The following is a 22,722-nucleotide window of genomic DNA, read 5'->3' as shown; positions in this document are numbered from 1 at the left end:
GAATCGGTTGCACCCGAATCGGTTGCACTGACGCCGGGCCGGCGGCGCGACGCGCCGCCGGCCCGGCCCCGTCTACGCCGCCAGTGCGCTCGCCAGCGCCTCGACCACGCGCTCCTGCTGGTCGGCGGTGATGTGAGGGTGCAGCGGCAACGACAGGATCTCCCCCGCCGTGGCTTCGGCGTGCGGGAAGGACCCGCGCCCGTAGCGCAGGTACGCGAAGGCCTGCGTCAGGTGCACCGGCACCGGGTAGTGGATGCCCGCCCCGATGCCCTCCGCGTTCAAGCGGGCGAGCACCTCGTCCCGGCGGCCGCCCGGCACCCGGATCACGTACAGATGCCACACGTGCTCGTTGCCGGCCAGCGTCACCGGGCGCACGACATCCAGTCCGGCCAGCAGGTCGTCATAGCGCGCCGCGGCCACCCGGCGCGCGGAGTTCCACGCCGCGAGCCGGGCGAGCTTGGTCCGCAGCACCGCCGCCTGCAATCCGTCGAGACGGCTGTTGAACCCGACCACCTCGTGCTCGTACTTGCGCACACCGCCGTGGTTGGCGAGCATCCGCACCGCGGCGGCCACCTCCCGGTCGACCGTCACGACCGCGCCGGCGTCCCCATACGCACCGAGGTTCTTACCCGGGTAGAAGCTGGTCGCGGCGATACCGTGCGATCCCGCCTGCACGCCGTACCTGGTGGCGCCCTGGCACTGGGCCGCGTCCTCGACGATGCGCACGCTGGCGCCGTCGACCCCCGCCACCAGCAGCTCCACCGGAGCGAGTTGGCCGTACAGGTGCACCGGGACGATGGCCGACGTGGTGGGCGTCATCGCCGCGAGCGCGGCGTCGGTGTCGATGAGGTAGGTATCCGGATCGCAGTCGACGAGCACTGGGCGAGCACCGGCGCGGGCCACCGCCTCCGCCGTCGCGATGAACGTGTTGGCCGGCAGGATGACCTCACTGCCGGGGCCCACCCCGGCCGCCCGCAGCGCCAGTTCGAGCGCGTCGGTGCCGTTGGCGACCCCGACGCAGTGCGGCACGCCGGTGAACGCCGCGTACTCTTCCTCGAACGCGGCGACCTCCGCTCCCCCGACGAACGCGGTGTCGGCGATGACGCGCTTGAAGCCGGTCTCGACCTCCTCGGCGACCTCGGCATGTGCGGCCTTGAGGTCGACGAGCGGAATTGTGGTCATCGGTTGTTGCTCCCCAGTGGTAGATCGGAAGATGTCGCCGGGCGCAGGTACCGGGCCGGGTTGCCCGCCCACACCTGCCCGGCCGGTACGTCCCGCAGGACGACGGTGCCGAGGCCGATCTGCGACCACGCCCCGATCGTCACGCTCTCGCGGACGAGGGCGCCGGCGCCGAGGTACGCGCCGCGCGCGACCCGGACCGCCCCGCCCAGCCGCACCCCCGACGCGACCGTCGCGTACTCCTCGACGACGTCGTTGTGGGTCAGCACCACCTGCGGCATGACCGACACGTGCGCCCCGACGCGCACCTGCGCGGTGAGGACGACCTGCGCCAGCAGCACCGAGCCGTGACCGACGACGCAGCCGGCCGGCACGTGGGCGGACGGGTGGACGATGGTCGCGTACCGGTCGGGCGGCAGCGCGAGCCGTCGCACGATGCGCATCCGGGCGGCGTAGTCGTGCGGGTTGCCGACGCAGACGACCACCTCGGCCTGCATCTCACCCGCTGCCTCCACGCAGTCCAGTACGGGCACGTCCAGGTACGGGCATCGGCCGTGCAGCGCCTCGTTGTCGTCGAGGAACCCGCGCAGCCGCCAGGTCGGGGTGACCTCGTTGATCGCCGCGACCGCCGCGGCGGTCTCCCGGGCGAACCCACCGGCCCCCACGATGACGAGATCCCTCATGCGCACGCCGCCCGGAGCACGTCGACCACGTACTCCTGTTCGCTGTCGGTCATGTCGTGGTACAGCGGCAGGATCAGCGAGTCCCGGGTGAGCCGTTCGGTGTTCGGCAGGCGTGTCGACGCGACGCCGCGGTACGCCGGCTCCAGATGCGCGGCCATGATGCCGCGGCGCGCCGAGATCCTCGCCGAGGCGAGCGCGGCGAGGGCTTCGTCGCGATTGGCACGCTCCAGCAGAACCCAGAACGACTGGAAGTTGCTCGTGCCGTAGGACGGGTCCCGGACCGGATGCACGCCCGGCAGATCGGCGAGCAGCCGGTGGTAGTTGGCCGCGAGTTCGCGACGCCGGGCCACCAACGCAGCCAGCTTGCGCAGCTGCACGAGGCCGACGGCGGCCTGGATGTCCGTCATCCGGTAGTTGAAGCCGGTCTCCAGGTAGCTCTCCAGTACCGGCTGGGCGCTGGCGTGCCGTTCGGCGGCTGACACGCTCATCCCGTGCTCGCGCAGCCGGCGCAGCCGGGTGGCGAAGTCCGGGTCGTCGGTGGTGACCATGCCGCCCTCGCCGGTCGTGATGACCTTCCGGGGATGGAACGACCAGGCGGCCAGCAGCGCGCCGGCCGACGCGGGCCGGCCGCGTACCGTCGATCCGGCCGCGCAGGCCGCATCCTCGACGAGCGCCATGCCCCACCCGGCGCACACCGCGCGTAGCGCGTCCACGTCCGCGGGCACTCCGCCCTGGTGCACGGCGATGACCGCCTTCGTGCGCCGGGTGCGGACCACGTCGATCGTCTCCGGCGTCAGGTTGCCGCTCAGCAGGTCGACGTCGGCGAAGACCGGCGTCGCTCCCACGTACCGCACGGCGTTGGCGGTGGCGATGAACGACAGCGAGGGTACGACCACCTCGTCGCCGGGCCCGACGCCGAGGACGACGAGCGCCAGGTGGAGCGCTGTTGTACAGGAAGTGACCGCCACTCCGTGCCCGGCCCCCGCGTCCGCCGCGAAGGCGCGTTCGAACTCCGCGACCCGCGGCCCCTGCGCGACCCAGCCGGAGCGGACCGCGGCCGCCGCCGCCTGGGCCTCCTCCTCGCCGAGCGCCGGCACGATGACCGGAATACTGCGTCCGGCCACGGCCGTCATCGGGTCGCCTCCTGCTTCTCCGACCGCCACCACTCCACCAGGCCGCGCAGGCCTTCGTGCAGGTCGATCTCGGTCTTGAAGCCCAGTCGCGACGCCGCGGCGCCGGTGTCGGCCAGCCGCCGGGTGACGCCGTTCACGGCCCGCGCCGGCCCGTGCTCCGGCCGAAGGCTCGAGCCCATCACCTCGAGCAGCGCCACCGCCAGTTCGTTCAGACTGGTCTCCGTACCGCTGGCGACATTGAACACCTCGTCGGTGACGTCGGCCTCGGCCGCCAGGATGTTCGCGCGTGCGATGTCAGCGACGTGCACGAAGTCCATCGTCTGGGTGCCGTCGCCGAGGATCAGCGGCGGCGTGCCCGACGCGATGCGCTCCATCCAGCGGATCAGCACCTCGGTGTAGACGCCGTGGACGTCCATCCGGGGCCCGTACACGTTGAAGTAGCGCAGGGCCACGTAGTCCAGCCCGTACATCGCGTGGAAGCTGCGCAGCATGCCCTCGTTAAACGCCTTCGCCGCCCCGTAGAACGTGTCGTTGTTGTACGGGTGGTGCCGCTCGGTCGTGGGGAACTCCTCGGCCAGCCCGTAGACCGACGCCGACGAGGAAGCCACCACCTTGCGCACGCCGGCCTCGACGGCCGCCTCCAACACGTTGAACGTGCCGTCGACGAGCACCTCGTTGGCGAGCCTCGGCTGTTCGGCGCACTGCGTGATCCGCAGCGCCGCCAGGTGGAACACCAGGTCGGCACCTGCGGTCACCTCGCGTACGGTCGCCACGTCGCAGATGTCGCCGTCGACGACCCGCACGTTGCCGTGCGCATGAGCCCAGGCGAGGTTCGCCCGCCGGCCCCGAACGAAGTTGTCCAGCACCACAACTTCGGCGGCGCCGTGCCGCACCAGCTGGTCCACGACGTGGGAGCCGATGGTGCCGGCTCCGCCGGTCACCAGCGCGCGCTTGCCCCGGATCACCGCGCCACCTCCACGATCTCGCCACGGTTGGCGAGGCTGCGCGAGGCGGCCTCGAGCATGCCGAGGACCCGCAGGCCGGACCGGCCGTCGGTCAGCGGCGCCCGGCGACCGCGGATCGCGCTGGCGTACTCGTCGACCATCGCGCGCAGCGCCTCCCGCTCCCCCAGCGCCGGCGCGACCATGTCGCCCGACCGGTACGAGATGAGCGCTTCCCGCCGCTCGTCGTCGCCCAACTCCTCGGGCATGGTCAGGTCCACCCCGCGGTCGAAGATCGAGACGCGCTGGGTGGGGTTGAGGTCGTCCCAGACGAGGGTGCGCTTGGAGCCGCCGACCATGGTGGTGCGCACCTTCGTCGGCGATAGCCAGTTGACGTGGATGTGCGCGATCGCGCCGGTGCTGAGCTCGATGGTCAGGTAGGCCACGCAGGAGCGGCCGGCGCCGATCGGGTCCGCGCCGTGCGCCGCGACCGCCACCGCCGTCACGTCGTCGGGCAGCACGAAGTCCAGAATGGATAGGTCGTGCGGCGCCAGGTCCCACATCACGTCGATGTCGCGCTGCACCAGGCCGAGGTTGATGCGTACGGAGTCGACGTAGTGCAGCTCCCCCAGCTCGCCGGAGCGCACGATCTCCCGGATCCGGGCGACCGCGGGGGTGTAGCAGTACGTGTGGTCGCACATGAGCACCAGCCCGCGCCGGTCCGCCTCCTCCACCAGGCGCCGGCCGTCGTCGAACGTCGCCGCGAGGGGCTTCTCGACGAGGACGTGCTTGCCGGCCCGCAGCGCCGCCATGGCGACGTCCAGATGGGTACCGGCCGGGGTCGCGATCGCGACCGCCTGCACCTCGTCGTCGTCCAGGATCGCGGAGTAGTCGTCGGTGGCGGTGATCGTCGAGTACCCCCCGAGAACCCTGCGGGCACGGTCCAGGTCGAGGTCGCACAACCAGCGGACCCGGAACGACGGCGTGGCCTGGAAATTGCGCACCAGGTTGGGCCCCCAGTAACCGGCCCCGATGACAGCGACCCCGATCGGGTCGGGCTGATCGCCGGCGAGCGAATACGTCACAGCTCCTCGTTTCGGATCGTGGTTTGGCTACGACTGTTCTGACTACGACTGTTCTGACTACGACTGTTCTGACTACGGCTCAGTACGCCCCGGTCCCCTTGAGGACGGCGCTGACGGTGCGCAGCAGGATCCGGGCGTCCAACGCCGGGGACCAGTTGTCGACATAGCTGAGGTCGAGGCGCACCGAGTCGGCCCAGGACAGCTCGGATCTGCCGCTGACCTGCCACAGCCCGGTGAGCCCCGGCTTGACCCGCATCCGCCGCCACACCGTGTCGTCGTAGCGGGCCACTTCGTGCGGGAGCGGCGGGCGCGGCCCGACCAACGACATGTCCCCGGTCAGGACGTTGATGAGCTGGGGCAGCTCGTCCAGCGAGTACTTGCGCAGGAATCTCCCGACCCGCGTGATCCGCGGGTCGGCGCGCATCTTGAACAGCAGGCCGTCGGCTCGCTCGTTGCGAGAAAGGAGTCCGCCGAGGCGGGTCTCCGCGTCCACGCTCATCGTGCGGAACTTGTAAAGGGTGAACTCCCTGCCGTCCCGCCCGACCCGCCGCTGCCGGAAAAGCGCCGCACCGTTGCTGGTGGCCCGGATGAGTACCGCGATCACGAGCATCGCCGGCCACAGGCACAGGAGGAGTGCGAAAGCTCCAACCCGGTCCAACAGTCCTTTCAAGACACGTTGGGGACCGTTGAACACGGGTGCACGCACGTGCAACAGCGGCAGCTCACCCGCGGGACGGACCGCGATTCGCTCTTTGGCCACGTCCGACAGCGCCGGGGCGACGAGCAGTTCGACACCGGCGTCGTGGAGTGCCCAGCCGATCTGGCGCAGCCGCGGGGCATCCAGCTCGGGACAGGGCGCGACGATCACGCAGTCGCAGCCGGCGGCGAGGGCGGTGGAGCAGATCCCGTTGAGGTCTCCGAGGACCGGCACGGTCAGCGCCACGGCCTGGTGTTCGCCTGCCCGGTCAGCGACGCACGCCGCCACGACTCGCACATTGTGGTCACGGCCTCGGCTCAACGTCGCCAGCAGTCCGTCGAGCTGCGCGGCGTGACCGACGACCAGAGTCCGCCGCAGATAGGTGTCGGCGTCGCGGCGGCGCAGCCACCAAGCGGCCGCCAGTCGCATCAGGACGGTCAGCGCCGCCATGAGCGGAATCCCGACGAGAATGAGGTCCAGCAGGGTGGTGTAGCGCAGCGCGAGGCAGACCGCGGACATTGCTCCGATCAGCGTGAGGGCGGCCTGGACGACCAGGCGCCACATCTTCGCCACGCTGTGGACCGACCACCGGTCGTACGCCCGGTGCAGGGCCAGCGCGACCACCCACACCAGCGGCATCGCGACGGTCAGCACGTTGCGGATGATCGACGAGTTTCGGGCGATCGCGATGCCTTCCTGCCGCACCGCATAGATCACGATCGCCGCCATGGAGGCGGCCAGAATGTCGACAATGACCAAATTGAACCGGCCACGATCTCCTATGCGTGGCCTGCGACTGCCGGCCGTCACATTGGCGTCGGTCGCGCCGGTCACCGCTTCGAGGACGACCACGTCAGTTTTCACCAGCACTCATCACGGATCTGCCTCCCCTAACAGACCGAATGCGAACGAACGAGTCCCCGTAAACGATGCATGCCGCCAAACGTGCATCCGCACCAAGACTGAAACGGAAGCTACCGGCGGAGTGTGCGCAGCGCCTAGGTGAGTGTCGAACTTTCGACCGGACAGTCAGCAGGGTCAGGAAAACGGCCACCCCGAGACGCCAATCGAATACCACAAATATTATCAGGTCAGCGGCGTGCTCGTAACTTGATCTCTACTCAGCGCAGGGCGTTTGTTGACTCTCCGTGTCAAGCCGATTGGACAATTTCACGCGCGAATTAGTCCGAATTCTTCCGCTCGCCCCAAAAGATTCGGTAAACCCCAGTGGACATATCCACCCCCGGCTCGATACTTGGTCCGTGATTAGCGTCGTAATTCCCGCCCACAATGAAGCCTCGGTCATTGGTCGACTGCTGACCGGGCTTTTGGCCGATGCCCGCTCCGACGAATTACACGTAGTTGTCGTAGCGAATGGCTGTTCGGATGAGACAGCCGAGATAGCTGCGTCCTTCGGGGGGCGGGTTTTGGTGGTTTCAACCGCGATTGCGGCGAAATCCAATGCCCTTCAGTTAGGTGATCAACACGCACGAGGTTTCCCGCGCCTGTACGTGGACGCTGACGTTGAGTTGCGAACACGGGACGTGCGCGCGCTCGCCGACGCGCTCGGCGAGCCCGGCGAGCCCGGCGTTCTGGCGGCGGCACCGGCGCGAGTGCTCACAATGGATAGTCGGCCGCTCACTGTGCGCTGGTACTACGACATCTGGCAGCGGCTCCCCGGCGTGCGGAACGGGCTCTACGGCCGCGGGGTGATCGGCGTGAGCGAGGCCGGCCACCGACGGCTCGCCGCGCTGCCGCAGGTGATGAACGACGACCTCGCGGCGTCGGTGGCGTTCGGACCGCACGAGCGCCGGATCGTCAGGCAGGCCCGGGTGGTGGTGCACCCGCCACGTACGGCCACCGACCTGATGCGCCGACGGGTCCGGGCGCTCACCGGCATCGCGCAGTTGGAAAACACGATGGACGGCATCGGCGGAGCGCGCACGACCCGAGCCGACCTCCTGCGCATCCTGCGCGCCGAGCCCGCGATGGCGCCCCGCCTGGCCGTCTTCCTCGGGGTCACCGCGGTGGCTCGCTGGAAGGCGCGCCGGCCCATCCGGTCGCGGGACTACACGACCTGGCTGCGCGACGACAGCAGCCGGGCGGTCGCCACGAAGGAGAGCCGGTGAACAGTCCACGGATCGCCGTCGTCATCGTCACCTGGAACAGCGCGGCCGTGCTGCCGGGCCTGCTCGCGTCCCTCGACGCCGGGCTGGGCCGCCTCGACCGGCAGGTGATCGTCGCCGACAACGCCTCGGCCGACGACACGGTCGCGATCGCCGAACGGTCCGCCATCGGTTGCACGATTGTGCAAACCGGCCGGAACGCCGGGTACGCGGCCGCCATCAACGCCGGTCTCGCCGCCGCTGACCCGTACGACGCCGCGCTGATCCTCAACCCCGACATCCGGCTCGAACCGGGCTGCGTGGAAGCCCTGTACGCGAGCCTGCGCGACGGCGTGGGCATCGCCGTGCCGCGGCTGTACCTGGGCGACGGCAGCCTGGCCTGGTCGCTGCGGCGGGAGCCGACCCTGCTCCGCGCGCTCGGCGAAGCGGCCCTGGGCCGGCGCGCCGGCCGGCATCCACGCCTCGGCGAGACCGTGCTGGACGAGGCGGCCTACGAGCGGCCGACCACCGCGGACTGGGCCACCGGCGCCGTCATGCTCGTGTCGACCCCCTGCCTGGACGCCTGCGGCCCCTGGGACGAGTCGTTCTTCCTGTACTCCGAGGAGACCGAGTTCGCCCTGCGAGCCCGCGACCGCGGCTTCCTGACCCGGCTCACCCCGCAGGCGCGGGCCACCCACCTGGAAGGCGAGTCGAAGGTGTCGCCGCGGCTGTGGGCTCTGCTGGCGGTCAACCGCGTCAAGCTGTACCGGCAGCGCCACTCCAGCGCCGTCACCGCGCTGTATTGGCTCATCGTCCTGGCGCGGGAGGTGTCACGGGCCGTGCTCGGCCACCCGCGCAGCAGGCGGGCGACCGTCGCGCTGGTACGCCCGTCGGCACTGCGCAACTCGTTCTGACCGGTCAGCGGCTAGCCTCCTGCAGCGCCCGCCAGACGACCTCCGGGGTCAGCGGCATCGTGTGAAGCTCCACGCCGAAGTCGGCGAGGGCATCGCAGATGCCGTTGGCGATCGCGGCGGCCGGCGGGATCGTGCCCACCTCGCCGACCCCGCGTACGCCGAACGTCGTCACGGGTGACGGCACCTCGGTGTGCAGCAGTTCGATCGGCGGGACGTCCGGGGCGGCCGGGGCGAAGTAGTCCATCATCGTCCCGTTGACGAGCTGGCCGGTCTCGGCGTCGTAGCGGAGCTCCTCGCCGAGCGCGGCGCCGAGTCCCTGCACCAGCGCGCCCCGTACCTGGCCCTCGACGATCTTCGGGTTCACCGCGACCCCGCAGTCGTGCACCATGACGAAGCGCTCGACGTCGAAGTCGCCGGTCTCCGGGTCGACCGAGACCAGCGCCGCGGCGGTGCCGAACGAGTAGGCCGCGTCGGTCGGCTCGAAGTGCGACGTGGACTCCAGGCCGGGCTCCTCCTCCGGCGGGATGCCCTGACCGGTGATCGCCCGGGAGAAGACCTCGGCCAAGGTGACCGAAGCACCGGTGTCACGGCGCCGCACCACGGCCCCGGCGATCTCCACGTCCTCAGCAGGAGCCTCCAGGCAGTACGCGGCGAGCCGCAAGGTCTTGTCCCGCAGCTTCTCGCTCGCCTCCTTGAGCGCGCCGGACGCGGCGATCAGCGTCCGCGATGCGAACGCCCCGGTGTTGAGCGGCGAGGCGGCGGTGTCGCCAGCGTGGACCTTCACCGCGTCGTAGTCACAGCCGAAGACGTCGGCCACGATCTGGGCGAAGGCGGTCTCGCTGCTCTGGCCCATGGTCGAGACCCCGGTGTACAGGTCGATGCCGCCGGACCGGTTGGCGCGCAGCGTGACGCTCTCGTGCGCGCCGTACTGGGAGCCGCGGTTGGCCAGGAAGCGGGCGCTGGCGTAGCCGGTGCGCTCGACGAACGACGACAGCCCGATGCCGACATAGCGGCCGTCGGCGCGGGGGCCACGGCCGGCGGCGCGGTGCGCGTCGTACCCGATGGCCTCCGCCGCCATCCGCAGGCAGCGCTCGTAGTCCCCGCTGTCGTAGACGGCGCCGGCCGGGTTGCGCCACGGCAGATCCTCCGGCCGGAGCATGTTCGCGGCGCGCACGTCCAGGGGGTCGAGGCCGAGCTTGCGGGCAAGCTGGTCGATCAGCCGCTCGCAGGCGAAGTTGACCTCGGGCTGGCCGTACCCGCGGTACGCGCCGATCGGTGTCTTGTTGGTGAGCACGACGCGCCGCTCGACGTAGCCGTCGGAGACCTTGTACGGGCCGGTGAAGACCACGCTGGACAGCTGCGCGGAGCCGAAGCCGGAGTTCCAGCCACCCATGTCGGTGGCGTACGTGTTGGTGATCGCGACGATCCGCCCGTCCGAGCGGGCCGCGATCCGGTAGTCGTGGGTCGCCTCGCGGGCGTGCGTGGTGGCCCGGAAGAACTCCATGCGGTCCTCGACCCACTTCACCGGCCGCCGCAGCGCCATGGCGTGCAGGCAGGCGAGGACGTCTTCGGGGTAGATGCCAAGCTTGAGACCGTACGCGCCGCCGAGGTCGGAGGCGACGGCGCGGATGTCGCTCTCGGCCAGGCCGAGCACCTCGGCGAGCTGCTTACGTACCAGGTGCGGCACCTGGGTCGAGCTGTGCACGGTGAGCTCCCGCGCGCCCGGCCGCCACTCGGCGACGATGGCCCGGGTCTCCATCGGCAGGCCGGTGACCCGGTTGATGCGGAAGCGGCCGGAGACGACCACGTCGGCGGAGCGGATGCGCGCCTCGGGGTCCCCGGTGCCCTCCGGGTTGACCACCATGAGGTTGCCCTCGACGAGGTCGGGGTGGATCTGGGGAGCTTCCGGGTCCTGCGCGTCGATGACGTCGGAGACGTGCGGGATCGGCTCGTACTCGATGTCGATGAGTTCCAGCGCGTCCTCGGCGATGGCCCGGCTGGTCGCGACGACGCTGACGACCGGCTCGCCCTCGTAGCGCACCACGTCCTGCGCGAGCGCGTAGTACGGCAGCTTCGGCGCGCCGGGCACCGGCCGGAGCACGGTCAGCGGCGCCGACATCCGCCGGACGTCGGCGCCGACCAGGATCTGGCGCACGCCCTCGAACTCCAGGGCCGCGCTGACGTCGATGCTGACGATCCGGGCGTGCGGGTACGGGGACCGCCCGACCGCCATCTCCAGGACGTGCAACGGGTCCACGTCGTCGGTGAACCGGCCGTCGCCGCGCAGCAGCCGGTCGTCCTCCTTGCGCGCGGCGCTCGTACCGATCAACGAGGTCCGCTCCTGCCCGCCGCGCTCCTCGCCCACGGTGGGCCTGCGCTCCAGTGTCTCCGTCACCCGTTCCTCATCTCAATGCTGTGCGCGACATGCTGTGCACGACCAGGACTCGCTGGGGCGGTGTCGGCGCACCGCCCCAGCGTCACACCGCGGTCTCGTCCAAATGTCGGGCGATCGCCTTGACGATGCCGTCGTAACCGGTGCAGCGGCACAGCACGCCGGCGATCTCCTCGCGGATCTCCGCGGCGCAGAGCCGCTGTCCGCGCCGCGCCAACGCGGTGGCGGTCATCAGGAAGCCCGGCGTACAGAACCCGCACTGCAGGCCGTGCTCGTCCTTGAACGCCTGCTGCAACGGATTGAGCTGGTCACCCGTTGCGAGGGACTCGACGGTCTCCACCGCGCAGCCGTCCAGCTGCGCGGCGAACATCAGGCACGACTTCACCGCCTCACCGTTGACGAGCACGGTGCACATGCCGCACACGCCCTGTTCGCAGCCGACATGGGTGCCGGTGAGCCCCAGCCGGTGCCGCAGGAAGTCCGCGGCGTGCATCCGGGCCGGTACCCGGTCGGTCACGGTCTCGCCGTTGATCGTGACCGTGACAGCGACCTCGTCCGCCATCGCAATCCCTCCAGTTCGTACGAAACAGGCTCAGCCCTTGCGGCGCGCCGTCGGCCACATCTCCTTGATGACGACGTCGCCGTCCACGACGACGGGCTCGTCGTCGAGGAAGAGGCTGCAGCCACGCATCGGGATGTCGAAGTGGCACGGGGTGTTGTTGGGGCCGCCCAGTTCGTTGTTGGGGCCGATGGAGAACATGACGTTGCCGAAGAAGGACCGCAGCTCCATGCCCATACCGCCGGGGAACTGGGTAAGGCCGTGCCACTGGGCACGCTCGTCCAGGCCCCAGCCGACGTGCGACATGCCGTACCCGCGCGGGTCGTTGAACGACTGGATGTACGACGTGAGCAGGTCGGCGTCGAGCTCGCCCCGGATGTCGGTGATGAAGCCCTTCTCGATGGTCAGGGTCACCGGGGTCTGCACGTACGTGTTGAACGGCAGCAGCACGTCGCCGGGGGCGAGGACGATCTGGCCGTCCACGCCGTCGTCGGCGCCGCCGGTGAACACGAACGCGGCCGGCCAGTGGTCCCAACGGCCGGGCTGGTCGGTGTAGCCGTACTCGCTCATCGTCGGGTACACGCCGAGGGAGTACGTGACGTCGGTGCCGTGCGGGCTGGTGATCCGCATCGATTTCGCCTTGGCCAGCAGGTCGGCGCCGAACTCGACCCGCTCCCGCAGCTCCTTGGTCGGGAAGAGCTTGGCCAGCAGCGGGGCCGGCTCGACGGCGGTCAGGATGCGGGTACCGGCGGCCTGCACCGCGAACTGCTCGTCGCTGAACAGCAGGAAGATCAGGTCGACGACCATGTCGGCCTTCTTGAGCGCCTCGACCGCCTCGGTGTTGCCCGCGAGCTCGGAGACGCCGACCGCCCAGGCGCCCGACGAGGGGCGCGGCTCCTGCAGCCGCATGTGGTAGGTCTTCGCGCCGAGGCTGCGCGCTCCGAACAGGAACGCGTCGGCGTAGTCCATGCGCTCGTTGCCCTGGGACAACACGACCACGGTCTCGCCTTCGTGCACGCCGCTCAACTCGAGTTGGCGCCGGCACATGTCGTTGAGGATGCTCTGGTCCACTGTGGCCTCCTTAAGCCAGACGACTAACGGGTGACGGCTGATGACAGATAGGGGCGTACGGCGTCGAGGAAGCCGGGCAGGTTGTCCCACGGCACCATGTGACCGGCGTCGGGAACCGTCACGATCTCGACGCCCGGGTTCGCAGCAGCCAGGTCGTCGGCTGCCGCGGCGGGTACCACGGGACTGTCGCCGCCCCGCAGGAGCACCGCCGGCTGGGTGAGAATGCGCCAGTACCCGAAGATGTCCTCGGACTCGAAGCCGGCGTGCGTCTCCAGGATCGCGGTCTCGTCGCAGGTGGCGAGCACCTCGGCGCGCAGGCGCAGCTCACGCTCGGGCCACTTCGGGTAGAAGCGGCGGACCTCCTCGGCGGTGGTGCCGCGGTAGGCCTCGTGCAGCTGGGCGAGGAACGCTTCGCGGGTGGTCGGGTACGTGCCCCGGCCGGGGCCGCAGACCGGCGGGTCGACCAGGATCAGCAGACCGTGGTCCTTGGGCGCGTGCAGGACGGCGTAGGCGATCGCGATCCGGGCGCCCATCGAGTGCCCGAGGATGACCGGGCGCCGCAGGCCGAGCTCGGTGACCAGGCCGGCGACGTCGGCGGCGTAGTCGGTCAACCGGTACTGGCCCGCAGCGGCCCGGTCGCTTCGCCCCCGCCCGCGGATGTCGGGCACGTGGACCCGGTAGCCCAGGTCCGCCAGCAGCGTGGCGAAGAAGTCCGCGGTCACGGCGGGGCTGGTGATGCCCGGCAGGATCAGCAGGTCCGGCTGCCCCTCCGCGCCGTACTGCAGGACGTGGTGGCGCAGACCGTTGGCCTCGACCTGGACGCTGCGCCCGGTGGTCTCGACGGTCATGAGGCCACCGCGGGAACTGTGGCCGACAGGGCCGCGCCCGCGTCCCGGACCACCGGCTCCAGGCCGAGCGCGAGCAGGATCTCCCGGGTGGTCGCGGTCGCGGCGGTGACGACCGGCAGGCCGAGGGCGTCCTCGACCCGCTGCACCGCCGGCAGCGACGGCATCTGTACGCAGGCCGACAGCACGATGCCGTCCACGCCGCTGGTGTCGAGCCGCTTGACGTGCTCGGGCAGGCCGGTCGGGTCGAGGCGGCCCACCGCGCAGTTGTCGGACACCGACAGGCTCACGCTGTCGGCGACGCTGACTCCGCCGTCCTCGATGTAACCGACCACGAGCTCGGTCAGGGCCGGCATGTACGGCGCGACCACGGCGACCCGGCGCAGGCCGAGCGCGTTCAGGGTGCGGACGAGCGCGCCGGCGCTGCTGGTCATCGGGGCGTTGGCCGACCGGCTGGCCGTCAGGACCGACTGCAGCCGCTCCTCGATCCCGACGTGCGCGCCGTTGCCCTGCGCCATCACGGCGACCAGGCAGGCGTACCCGACGACGTCGACCTCAGCGTCGCCCAGCTCGTCGGCGCACCGGTCGCTGTCGGCGACCATCTTCGCCAGGGACTCGGCGTCCACGGTGTGCAGTCGCGCTCGGCTGCTGTGGAAGGTGAACGACGTGCGGTACTGCTCGCCGTGGCGGCGCAGCAGCTCGGGGATCTCGGTCTCCATCGTCGTGTTGGAGCTGGGGACGATGAGCCCGACCCGGTAGGGGGCGCCAGTGGTCATGAGCGAGTCACTTCCTCTTCTTTAATCTGGTCGAGCCCTTCCAAGGCCGCCTCCAGGAGCTCGGCGGCCGGCTTCATGGCAGCCGGGATCCGGATCCGGTCGGCCATGTACTGCAGCTTCTCGGCGCCCTTCGTCTTGCTGCACACGCCGCTGCGCACCCAGTTCCGGGTCAGCTCGGCGAGCGTCTCCAAAAAGGACAGTGAGTCGCCGGCCTGTACCTCATCGGCGCCGCGCAGGCCGCCGAGCTCGTGCAGCGCGACGAGCCGGCGGACCTCGTACTCGTCGACGCCGGCGGCGGCCTCGCCTTGCCCGGTGAGCCAGACGCTGACGGACTCGGCCGAGCGCAGCGAGTGGGCGAACAGGTAGTACGGGTCGTCCCAGGCTTGCGTGGCCATGTTCATCTTGGGGCTGCCGGGGAACATCCGCTCGATGTCGTGGACCATCGCCGCGAGCCGCATCTCCAGGCTCGCGTCCGGCGCGATGTGCACCAGCCAGTCCCGCGCCCGCATCAGGTGCCAGGCCTGGTCGTACGGGCGGATCCACGCCGCGGCGGCCCGCTCCAGGTCGGTGTCGAGCGCCACCTCGGGCGCGACCGGCAGCACGATCCCGCTCACCGGGCACCTCCCAGGACGACGATCAGGACGGCGATGCTGACCAGCGCCGAGACGAGGCTCAGCGCGGCGGCGGCGCGCGACCATGGGTCGGCCGGCGCCGGCACGTACTGCGCGACCGGCTGCGGCGCCACTGACGGCACGGCCGCCGGGATCGGCTCCGTCACCACGGCGGCGCGCTGCCGCGGTTTCGCCGCTGCGTCCTTCGCCGCCACGTCGTCGAGCCGGCCGCCGTTGAGCATGATGTCCAGGTTGCGGGCGAACTCAGCGGTCACCTTGCCGGCCTGCTTCGAGACGACCTTCTGCCCGACGCTGCCGAGCGCGCCGGCGAGGACGACGTCGCCCTCGACGACGACCCCGGTGGCGCTGCCGTTGACCGGGGCAAGCTGGACGCTGACCCCGGCGCGCACGTTGCCGAGCGCGCCCTTCACGGTGCGGCCGGTCGCGGTGAAGGCGATCAGTTCACCGGGTACCCGCTCATTGATCTTGATCTTGGCGTCGAACGTGGCCTTCATCGGGCCGAGGCTCTGGGTGGCCCGCACGTTGACGTTGTCGGGGTCGACCACCGTCACGTTCTCGACGCCGGGCAGGCACGCCGCGACCCGCTCGGGCTGCTCGAAAAAGCTCCACACGTCGCCGACCGGCTTGGCGACCTGGAACTCCTCGCGAAGCTTCATGCAGTTTCTCCTTGCAGCGGGGCGTCACGCAGCTGCGTGAGCACCCGGCGAACGTGTACGGGAACGAGGTGGCGGCGGTACTCCGCCGAGGCCCGGATGTCCGACGGCGGGTCGATGACGTCGACGGCCAACTCCGCGGCGGCGCGGATGGCGTCGTCGGCCAGGTCGGTGCCCGCCAGCGCCGCACCGGCGGCTGATGCGAGCACCGGCGTATCGGCGACGCCGCCGAGCCCGATCCGCACGTCGCGCCAGCGCCCGTCGGCGCCCCGGTTCCCGGTGGCGAGGACGCTGACCACGGCGAAGTCGTTGTGCCTGCGGGTGACCTCGGTGAACGCGAAGTGCTGCGGCGAGGCCGGGAAGACGATCTCGGTCAGCAGCTCCTCGGGCTCCAGGGCGGCGGCGTAGGAGCCCTCGTACAGCTCCGACAGCGGGATCTCCCGTACGCCCTCCGGCCCGACCACCCGTACCATGGCCCCGAGCACGAGGCACGCCAGCGGCATCTCCCCGGTGGGGTCGGCCTGCACCAGGCTGCCGCCGATGGTGCCGCGGTTGCGGACCTGCCGGTCGCCGATGTACCGGACGATGTGGGCCAGTACCGGCAGCCGCTCGGCGACGACCGGGTCCCGCTCGATCGTCGAGTAGCGCACCAGCGCGCCGAGCGCGGTGGCGCTGCCGTCGGCCCGGATGTGCGTGAGCTCGTCGATGCCGTTGATGTCGACCAGGGCGAGCGGGCGCCAGAGCCGCATGTTCATCATCGGCACGAGGCTCTGGCCGCCCGCGATCACCCGGGCGCCGCCGCCGTACTCGTCGAGGTAGGTCACGGCCTCCTCGACGGACGCCGGCCGGTGGTAGGAGAAGTAAGCGGCCTTCACGACGCAGCCTTCACGATCCCGCCTTCGTGGCGAGCTTGCCGCCGGAGAAGCGCATCAGGACGTGGTCGACGGCCGACTTCTTCTCCAGGATTGGCGCCTCGGGCTTGCGCTGGCTCCAGACCGTCTCCGGCCGTACCTGCAGGACGTGGACGTCGCCGGACTCGGCGACCGCCCACTCGATGTCCTGCGGGGCGCCCCGGTGCTGTTCGATCCGCTTGGCGAGCTTCGCGAGCTCGTTGATGTGCGAGTCGTCCAGGCAGGGGGCGTCCTGCCGGTCGGCGTCGACCGGCAGCAGCCCAACCACCTTGGTGGTGGGGTCGAAGCGGTACTGCACCTCCTGCCGGCTCAGCGCGCGGGTGACGATCTCGAACGTCACCTTGTCCACTGTGTACCGGCTGGGGGTGATGTCGCCCTTGACGACGCCCTCCCCCAGTCCCCAGCAGCCCTCGATGACAATCTTCGACCGGTCGCCGGTCACGGGGTCGAGGGTGAACATGACCCCGGCCGACCGGGCCTCGACCATCTGCTGCACGCCGACGCAGATGCCGTGGTCGCCCGCGACGACCTCGTGCCCGTCGGGTCGGTAGGTCAGCACCGCCGTGCCGAACATGCCGGCCCAGCACTTGCGCAGATAGGTCAGCACCTCGTCGGCGCCCCGGACCCACAGGTAGGTGTCGTACTGGCCGGCGAAGCTCGCACCCGCCAGGTCCTCGGACTCGCCACTGGAGCGCACGGCGACCGGGACCAACGAGGTGCCGGTGCGCCGCTCCAGCTCCGCGTACGCGTCGCGGACCGCCTGCTCGAGGTCGGCCGGTAGCGGCGCGGCCTCGATCTCGGCGGTGAATTCGGCGCTCAGCGCGGTGACCGCGGCGAGGTCGGCAGTGGCTGCCTGGGCGCGCACCTGCCGCGCCCGCTCGGCCAGCCCGGCGGCCTCCAGGAAGTGCCGGTACGCGGTGGTGGTGATGCCGAAGCCGGGCGGTACGGCGAAGCCGGCCTTGGTCATCTCCGCCAGACTGCCGAACTTGCCGCCCAGCACCCGGTTGCCGGGCGCGGCCGGGTCGTCGATCCAGAGGATGTGGGGAGAAGTCACTTGCTGTCCTCCTCGAGGACGCGCACGATGCCCTGGTTGCCGTCGACCTCGACGAGCTGGCCGGTCTTGATGGTGGTGGTGGCGAAGCCGGTGCCGACGACGGCCGGCAGGCCGTACTCGCGGGACACGATGGCGGTGTGCGCCATGATGCCGCCGACGTCGGAGACCGCGGCGCCGAGCTTGGAGAACACCGGCGCCCAGCTCGGGGCGGTGATGCGGCAAATGAGGATGTCGCCGTCGGCTACCTCGTGGATCTGCTCCGGATCGGTGATGACGCGGGCCCGTCCGGTGACCTTGCCGGGCGAGGCGGCCACGCCGCGCAGGACGCCGTTGCCACCCTCGCCACCGGCGCCGACGCCGAGCCACTCCTGCACGCTCTCCGGCGTGATGCCCCAGAGCATGACCGTCAGCGGCTCGGTGATCTGCTCCGGCGGGACGCCCAGCGCCGGCGGCGGCGACCAGGTCGACAGGGTCTCGCGGATGGCCCGGCGCTTCGCGACGATCGGGCGCCAGTACGTGACGCCGCGCGCCTCGGTGCCGGTGGCCCAGCCGATCATCAGGTCGTACAGCGCGCTGTACACCTCGTTGCGGTGCAGGAAGAAGATGTCCTCGTGGTCGTCGAAGAAGTTGTGGGCGACGAACACCTCGCCGAGTTCGCGCACCTTCGACCAGAACAGCGAGTGGTGCCAGTGCTCGATGTAGAAGTTGTGGTTCTCGACGAACGGGAACACCTTGCGGGCGATCTCCACGAGGCCGTCGAACGCCTCGCGGTCCTCGTCGGTGGGCAGGTAGGAGCGGTACTCGTCGGTGACGCGGGTGCGCTCGGCGAGGATCGCGTCGAGCGGACGGCGGATGTCCTCACCGCGCTGGAGCGCCTCGATGTAGCCGCGCATGGCGGTGAACGGCAGGCGCAGGTCGTCGATCCAGGCCCGGTCGCTGTGGGTGTAGCCGGCGCCGGTGGAGAACCAGAACCACGGCTCCTTGGACTCCTCGAACGCGGCCAGCCACTGTGCACCGTTGGCGTGCCCGCCGATCGCCGCGAGCGCGGCGTGCGGGTCGTCGTTGGCCAGGACCAGGTCGGCGACGCCCAGTTCGACCGCGAGCTTGGCGAGCTTGCGCACCTCGTCGTCGGGGCGGAACAGCAGGATGTCGATGCCGGAGACCATGCTGGCCACGGTCTGGTCGGTGATGCCCGGGAACGCCTGCTGGCAGAACTCGCGGAACGTCAGGTACGCCCCGTACCCGAGGTTGAGCATCTCGAAGTGGTAGGAGCCCATCTCGAACAGGTTGTGGATCAGCTCGCCGTAGCTGGTCAGCAGCCGGTACGACGAGTACGTGCCGGTGTGGCCGAAGACGCTGCTCTCCGGCTCCATGTCCGGCAGCGGGGCGAAGGTGATGGCCTTGAGCCGCTCGATGCAGTCGTTGGCCTTGACCTCCCACTCGGCGTAGATCGAGTCCCAGTTGCCGTAGTAGTGGCCGGCGCGTACGCCGAACACCTCGGCGCGGCGGCCGATCTCCTCGGGGTCACTGACCGCGTTGGGGCTGACGTACAGGTAGCCGTTGATGATGCGGTGGTCGATGCCGAGGGCCGGCGGCACCGGCCACACCCGGGTCGACATCTGGCTCGCCGCGACCCACCAGTTCTCGGTCATGATGGTGTCGAACGGGTACAGCGGCTCGGGGTTATGCATGCCGTCGAAGAACCAGAACTTGCCCTCGTCCAGCGCGCGCTGGTCCTCGCTCAGCAGCGCGTAGTACGGGTACATGCTCTCCCAGCCCTCAGCCCCCGCCGGCGTGGCGATGTCGAAGGGGCTGGTGAACTTCGCCTGTGCCGTCTCTAAGGGAATCTCGTTCGTCGCCGTCATGCCAGCACCTCCGCGTCTGAGGGGGTCGAGGTTGGTAGGCCCCGCACGTACGCCAGGGCCTCGTCGACGTCGATGACGTCGGCGTACTTCTCGTTCATGTCGAACAGGCTCGCGTCGTGCGGGCCCTGTGCTCTGTCCGCTACGCACTGCCGGGGCACGAGCGTCGGGTAACCGCTCTGCACGGCGTCCACGACGCTGGCCCGTACACATCCGCTCGTCGTCGCGCCCGTGACGATCAGCGTGTCGACCTGCAGACCGGCCAGCACCGAGGCCAGCGGTGTCCCGAAGAACGCCGAGGCACCGGTTTTGACAATGATCGACTCGTCGTCCCGTGGCGACAAGCGTTCGTCGATCTCGACCAGGCGGCTGCCGGCTTCGAGAGCCGCCATGCCCCGGGCCTTCTGCAGCCACGCGATCGAGGTCAGCTGGCCCCGGTCGTACGCGATCGTCGTGAAGATGACCGGAACTCCCTTGGACCGCGCAGCTTCGAGCAGCACGCGCGTCGCCTCGATCTGTGCCGTCATGTCGGCCGCGGTCGGATAGGTCGGATCGGTGAAGCCGTACGTGAAGTCGACGACCAGGACGGCCGGCCGCACCCCACGCCGCACCGACGCGCCGAACCCGGCGCGGTCATAGGTAGCAAGCGTTTCCGGATCCACCACGAGGTGCTCCTGCGAGTTAATCGATCGAAGGTATTGCGACCTGATGGCATGCATGTATACCGTCCGCCCACAACGTTGTCCAGGGATTCCGGCGAGTCGCGGTCTCGCCGTAACCCGGTCGAGAAGGGGGTCCAGGACGGCACAGAGCACAAAGGCACCCAGGCGCAGAGCGCCGACGCATCACCTTCGCGAGTTCGGTAACCGCGGCCAACCCCCTGTAGTCCACCTCGCCCGCTCGATGCGGGCGCCGCCTCGTTGAGGGAGAAAAATGGAGTCGTTCCCGGAGCAGGTATCCACTGAGATGCTGCTCTTAGCCTTCCTGTACACATTCGCCGCATTCGCCGTCATCCTCGTCATCCTGGGACTGGGCCTCATCGACATGGGGCTGGTCCGCCGGCGCAACGTGCTGGACACCTGGGCTCAGAAGTTCACCGCCGCCATGATCGGCGGCGTGGGGACGCTGCTGGGCGGGTACGCGATCTGGCAGTGGTCGTTCAACCAGGCCTTCGGGGTGCCGAACCCACTGTGGACGGCGATCAAGGACTGGTGGATCGCGGGCCGCCTCGCGTCCACCCCGGCCATGCACGTCGACACCACGATCACGCCCGAGGCCGATGTCCTGCAGGTCTTCCTGGTCTTCTTCGTGACGTTCTCGATGGCCGCGATGGCGCTCATCCACACCGGCGTGGTGGAGCGGGCGAAGGCCAAGCCGCTGTACATCATGTCGTTCCTGATCGGCCTGGTGCTGTCGCCGCTCGTGGGCTACCTGTGCTGGGGCTCGGTGTCGCCGCTGACCAACCGAGGCGTGCACGACTTCGACGGCGTCTTCCCGCTGTACATCTTCGCGGGCACGTGGGTACTGGTCATGGCGTGGCGGGTCGGCCCCCGCCTCGGCACGTTCACGCCGCACCCGAGCGGCGCGAAGCCGGTGCCGCACAATGTCGGCTTCGTGGCGGCCGGCGTCCTGCTCATCACGTTCGCCGCCCCGTTCGTCGCGCTGGGCTCCGGGTACGCCGTGCCGGGCAAGGGCTTCTTCGGCATCTCCTACACCGAGAGCGGCTTCGGTCTCGTCGTCATGAACGTGATCGCCGGCCTCATCGGCGGCGGGCTCATGGGCGCGGCCATCGCGTACCGGCGGCGGGAGCCGAGCTGGACCTTCCTGGGCCCCATCGCCGGCATGGTCATCTGCGGCACCCTGTTCGACGTCGGCACGCCGCTGAGCTGCCTGCTCGTCGGCGCGCTCGGCCCGATCGTCGGCGTCGGCACCACGGCGCTGCTGCGCCGCCTGCGCATCGACGAGCCGAAGGTCCTCCCGCTCGCGTTCGGCCCGGGCGTCGTCGGCGCCATCCTCACCGGGTTCATCGCGTGGGGCACCAAGACGGGCGGTTTCCCAGGGCTGGAGGGCGAGTACGCCGTCGGCCACGCCACCATCACCCCGTGGTGGCAGCTGGTCGGCGTGCTGACCACGATGGCCGTGGCCGGTATCCCGTGCCTGATCCTGTGCCTGATCTTCGAGCGCTTCGGGGGCTTGCGGGTCAGCGAGGAGACCGAGGTCATCGGCCTCGACGCCGCCCACTGGGGTATGACCAACTTCGGCGACGACCTGGACCCGCCGATCATCGCCGTCCCCGGCGACGGCGCCACGGCCTACGGTGCGCCGCAGCGGGCCGCCGCGCCGAACTGACGCGGTAACTCGGCTCCGGGCTCCGGAGGGCCGGCAGTACTACCCGCTGCCGGCCCGCCGGGGATCCGACACAAGGCAAAGCTGCCCCACCCGTCTGCGGGCCACTCCGTATCCTGGTCAGCAGACGGGGAGGTAACGACGAGCTCGTTTCGCCCCGAGCCGATACGGATGGAGAGCAGCAACCCTATGGAGTTGTCGGCGGACACCCCGCCCCTGGCCCAGCGAACGAGCGAGGGCGTTGCGCGGATCCTGCGCGATTCGATCCTCGCCGGGCAGCTCAAGCCCGGTCAGCCGCTGCGGGAGCGGGTTCTCGCGGAGGAGCTCGGCATCAGCCGTACCCCGATCCGGGAAGCGCTCTTCATCCTCCAGGGCGAAGGCCTGGTCGACCTCATCCCCAACCGGGGCGCCACGGTACGTGAGATCACGGCGCGTGACATCGCCCAGATCTACGCCCTACGCGGGGTCCTCGAGTCGCACGCCGCGCGGGTGGCCGCGGAGAGCCGCACGGAGCGCCACCTCACGCAGTTGGAGGACGCGTACGCCCGGCTGCGCCGGCTCGGCGCCCGGGCCACCGCCGCCGAGCAGGCACACGCCGACCTCCTCTTCCACAGCTGCATCAGCGTGGCCACCGGCAGCGACCTGCTGCAGACCATCACGCGGCAGGTGCTCGCCGTGACGGCCAGCTACCGTTCGCACTACACGTACCGGGCGGAGCAGATCAAAACCGCCAACCAGCAGCACCGCGCGATTCTCGACGCGCTCCGCGATCGGGACGGCGACCTGGCCGCCAAGCTCGCCGCGGAGCACATCACCTGGTCCAGCCACGTCGCCCTGGAGCACTTCGAAGCCGGGGAGTAGCCGGCCCGGGGCCCGGTAGCGCG

General features: G+C 70.3%; 21 protein-coding genes. 4 read left to right on the top strand and 17 right to left on the bottom strand.

The annotated features are described in order from the left end of the window. Nucleotides 1–72 precede the first annotated feature (72 nt). From HC028_RS14935 to HC028_RS14910, 6 genes are all read right to left on the bottom strand, one after another. Nucleotides 73–1,182, bottom strand: a complete 1,110-nt coding sequence (locus HC028_RS14935) for a DegT/DnrJ/EryC1/StrS family aminotransferase (protein WP_168077686.1) — start codon at nucleotides 1,180–1,182, stop codon at nucleotides 73–75. Next, nucleotides 1,179–1,862: a NeuD/PglB/VioB family sugar acetyltransferase gene (locus HC028_RS14930; protein ID WP_168077685.1), complete on the bottom strand. Its 684-nt coding sequence runs from the start codon at nucleotides 1,860–1,862 to the stop codon at nucleotides 1,179–1,181. The genes HC028_RS14935 and HC028_RS14930 overlap by 4 nt, the downstream gene beginning before the upstream one ends. Further along, nucleotides 1,859–2,995, bottom strand: coding sequence for a DegT/DnrJ/EryC1/StrS family aminotransferase (locus tag HC028_RS14925; protein ID WP_168077684.1), 1,137 nt, complete (start codon nucleotides 2,993–2,995; stop codon nucleotides 1,859–1,861). The genes HC028_RS14930 and HC028_RS14925 overlap by 4 nt, the downstream gene beginning before the upstream one ends. Continuing rightward, on the bottom strand, nucleotides 2,992–3,960 hold the full coding sequence (locus HC028_RS14920; protein WP_203981288.1) for an NAD-dependent epimerase/dehydratase family protein: 969 nt from the start codon (nucleotides 3,958–3,960) through the stop codon (nucleotides 2,992–2,994). The genes HC028_RS14925 and HC028_RS14920 overlap by 4 nt, the downstream gene beginning before the upstream one ends. Then, nucleotides 3,957–5,021, bottom strand: coding sequence for a Gfo/Idh/MocA family protein (locus HC028_RS14915; protein ID WP_168077683.1), 1,065 nt, complete (start codon nucleotides 5,019–5,021; stop codon nucleotides 3,957–3,959). Before HC028_RS14915 ends, HC028_RS14920 begins: the two co-directional genes overlap by 4 nt. A gap of 79 nt (nucleotides 5,022–5,100) precedes the next feature. After that, a complete protein-coding gene (locus HC028_RS14910; protein ID WP_168077682.1) occupies nucleotides 5,101–6,582 on the bottom strand; it encodes a sugar transferase in 1,482 nt (493 codons plus the stop codon). Between the two features lie 284 nt (nucleotides 6,583–6,866). Here HC028_RS14910 and HC028_RS14905 point away from each other — a divergent pair, with 284 nt between their 5' ends. Both HC028_RS14905 and HC028_RS14900 read left to right on the top strand, forming a co-directional pair. Further along, entirely contained in the window at nucleotides 6,867–7,847 is a 981-nt protein-coding gene (locus tag HC028_RS14905; RefSeq protein ID WP_203981287.1) for a glycosyltransferase, read from the top strand. Further along, nucleotides 7,844–8,737 (top strand): glycosyltransferase, encoded by an 894-nt coding sequence (locus tag HC028_RS14900; RefSeq protein ID WP_168077681.1) that lies wholly within the window; start codon nucleotides 7,844–7,846, stop codon nucleotides 8,735–8,737. The genes HC028_RS14905 and HC028_RS14900 overlap by 4 nt, the downstream gene beginning before the upstream one ends. Before the next feature lie 4 nt (nucleotides 8,738–8,741). Here the strand turns inward: HC028_RS14900 and HC028_RS14895 are convergent, their stop codons facing one another. The 11 genes from HC028_RS14895 to HC028_RS14845 all read right to left on the bottom strand — a co-directional run bounded on the left by HC028_RS14895 (nucleotide 8,742) and on the right by HC028_RS14845 (nucleotide 20,157). After that, on the bottom strand, nucleotides 8,742–11,132 hold the full coding sequence (locus HC028_RS14895; protein ID WP_203981286.1) for a xanthine dehydrogenase family protein molybdopterin-binding subunit: 2,391 nt from the start codon (nucleotides 11,130–11,132) through the stop codon (nucleotides 8,742–8,744). Nucleotides 11,133–11,214: 82 nt separating this feature from the next. After that, the gene (locus HC028_RS14890) at nucleotides 11,215–11,691 is read right to left on the bottom strand and encodes a (2Fe-2S)-binding protein (protein WP_168077680.1); all 477 of its coding nucleotides are present in this window, start codon (nucleotides 11,689–11,691) and stop codon (nucleotides 11,215–11,217) included. A 30-nt stretch (nucleotides 11,692–11,721) separates the two neighbouring features. After that, a complete protein-coding gene (locus tag HC028_RS14885) occupies nucleotides 11,722–12,759 on the bottom strand; it encodes a 2,5-dihydroxypyridine 5,6-dioxygenase NicX family protein (protein ID WP_168077679.1) in 1,038 nt (345 codons plus the stop codon). A 23-nt stretch (nucleotides 12,760–12,782) separates the two neighbouring features. After that, entirely contained in the window at nucleotides 12,783–13,607 is an 825-nt protein-coding gene (locus tag HC028_RS14880) for an alpha/beta fold hydrolase (protein ID WP_168077677.1), read from the bottom strand. Next, nucleotides 13,604–14,380, bottom strand: coding sequence for a maleate cis-trans isomerase family protein (locus tag HC028_RS14875; RefSeq protein WP_168077675.1), 777 nt, complete (start codon nucleotides 14,378–14,380; stop codon nucleotides 13,604–13,606). The genes HC028_RS14880 and HC028_RS14875 overlap by 4 nt, the downstream gene beginning before the upstream one ends. Further along, a complete protein-coding gene (locus HC028_RS14870) occupies nucleotides 14,377–14,994 on the bottom strand; it encodes a hypothetical protein (RefSeq protein ID WP_168077673.1) in 618 nt (205 codons plus the stop codon). The genes HC028_RS14875 and HC028_RS14870 overlap by 4 nt, the downstream gene beginning before the upstream one ends. Beyond that, a complete protein-coding gene (locus tag HC028_RS14865) occupies nucleotides 14,991–15,668 on the bottom strand; it encodes an SRPBCC family protein (RefSeq protein ID WP_168077671.1) in 678 nt (225 codons plus the stop codon). Before HC028_RS14865 ends, HC028_RS14870 begins: the two co-directional genes overlap by 4 nt. Further along, complete coding sequence (locus HC028_RS28475; RefSeq protein WP_168077669.1) at nucleotides 15,665–16,540, bottom strand: FAD binding domain-containing protein; 876 nt, start codon at nucleotides 16,538–16,540, stop codon at nucleotides 15,665–15,667. Before HC028_RS28475 ends, HC028_RS14865 begins: the two co-directional genes overlap by 4 nt. A gap of 10 nt (nucleotides 16,541–16,550) precedes the next feature. Then, nucleotides 16,551–17,630, bottom strand: a complete 1,080-nt coding sequence (locus tag HC028_RS14855; protein WP_203981285.1) for a PEP/pyruvate-binding domain-containing protein — start codon at nucleotides 17,628–17,630, stop codon at nucleotides 16,551–16,553. Further along, a complete protein-coding gene (locus HC028_RS14850; protein WP_168077667.1) occupies nucleotides 17,627–19,495 on the bottom strand; it encodes a PEP-utilizing enzyme in 1,869 nt (622 codons plus the stop codon). Before HC028_RS14850 ends, HC028_RS14855 begins: the two co-directional genes overlap by 4 nt. Next, nucleotides 19,492–20,157 (bottom strand): isochorismatase family protein, encoded by a 666-nt coding sequence (locus HC028_RS14845; protein ID WP_275408240.1) that lies wholly within the window; start codon nucleotides 20,155–20,157, stop codon nucleotides 19,492–19,494. Before HC028_RS14845 ends, HC028_RS14850 begins: the two co-directional genes overlap by 4 nt. Before the next feature lie 268 nt (nucleotides 20,158–20,425). Between HC028_RS14845 and HC028_RS14840 the strand changes: the two genes are divergently transcribed. Together HC028_RS14840 and HC028_RS14835 are read left to right on the top strand one after the other, a co-directional pair. Then, a complete protein-coding gene (locus tag HC028_RS14840; protein WP_168077663.1) occupies nucleotides 20,426–21,841 on the top strand; it encodes an ammonium transporter family protein in 1,416 nt (471 codons plus the stop codon). A gap of 186 nt (nucleotides 21,842–22,027) precedes the next feature. After that, complete coding sequence (locus HC028_RS14835; RefSeq protein WP_168077662.1) at nucleotides 22,028–22,699, top strand: GntR family transcriptional regulator; 672 nt, start codon at nucleotides 22,028–22,030, stop codon at nucleotides 22,697–22,699. The last annotated feature ends 23 nt before the right edge of the window (nucleotides 22,700–22,722 follow it).

This window comes from Planosporangium flavigriseum (genome assembly GCF_011947225.1).
In the GTDB taxonomy this organism is placed as follows: domain Bacteria; phylum Actinomycetota; class Actinomycetes; order Mycobacteriales; family Micromonosporaceae; genus Planosporangium; species Planosporangium flavigriseum.
This window is presented reverse-complemented; position numbering and strand designations above follow the sequence as displayed.

Excerpts from the sequence above, each read along its gene's own strand:
- HC028_RS14875 (WP_168077675.1), bottom strand. The coding sequence starts at position 14,380 with ATGACCACTGGCGCCCCCTACCGGGTCGGGCTCATCGTCCCCAGCTCC.
- HC028_RS14880 (WP_168077677.1), bottom strand. The coding sequence starts at position 13,607 with ATGACCGTCGAGACCACCGGGCGCAGCGTCCAGGTCGAGGCCAACGGT.
- HC028_RS14890 (WP_168077680.1), bottom strand. The coding sequence starts at position 11,691 with ATGGCGGACGAGGTCGCTGTCACGGTCACGATCAACGGCGAGACCGTG.
- HC028_RS14850 (WP_168077667.1), bottom strand. The coding sequence starts at position 19,495 with ATGACGGCGACGAACGAGATTCCCTTAGAGACGGCACAGGCGAAGTTC.
- HC028_RS14925 (WP_168077684.1), bottom strand. The coding sequence starts at position 2,995 with ATGACGGCCGTGGCCGGACGCAGTATTCCGGTCATCGTGCCGGCGCTC.
- HC028_RS14935 (WP_168077686.1), bottom strand. The coding sequence starts at position 1,182 with ATGACCACAATTCCGCTCGTCGACCTCAAGGCCGCACATGCCGAGGTC.
- HC028_RS14840 (WP_168077663.1), top strand. The coding sequence starts at position 20,426 with ATGGAGTCGTTCCCGGAGCAGGTATCCACTGAGATGCTGCTCTTAGCC.
- HC028_RS14930 (WP_168077685.1), bottom strand. The coding sequence starts at position 1,862 with ATGAGGGATCTCGTCATCGTGGGGGCCGGTGGGTTCGCCCGGGAGACC.
- HC028_RS14865 (WP_168077671.1), bottom strand. The coding sequence starts at position 15,668 with ATGAAGCTTCGCGAGGAGTTCCAGGTCGCCAAGCCGGTCGGCGACGTG.
- HC028_RS14835 (WP_168077662.1), top strand. The coding sequence starts at position 22,028 with ATGGAGTTGTCGGCGGACACCCCGCCCCTGGCCCAGCGAACGAGCGAG.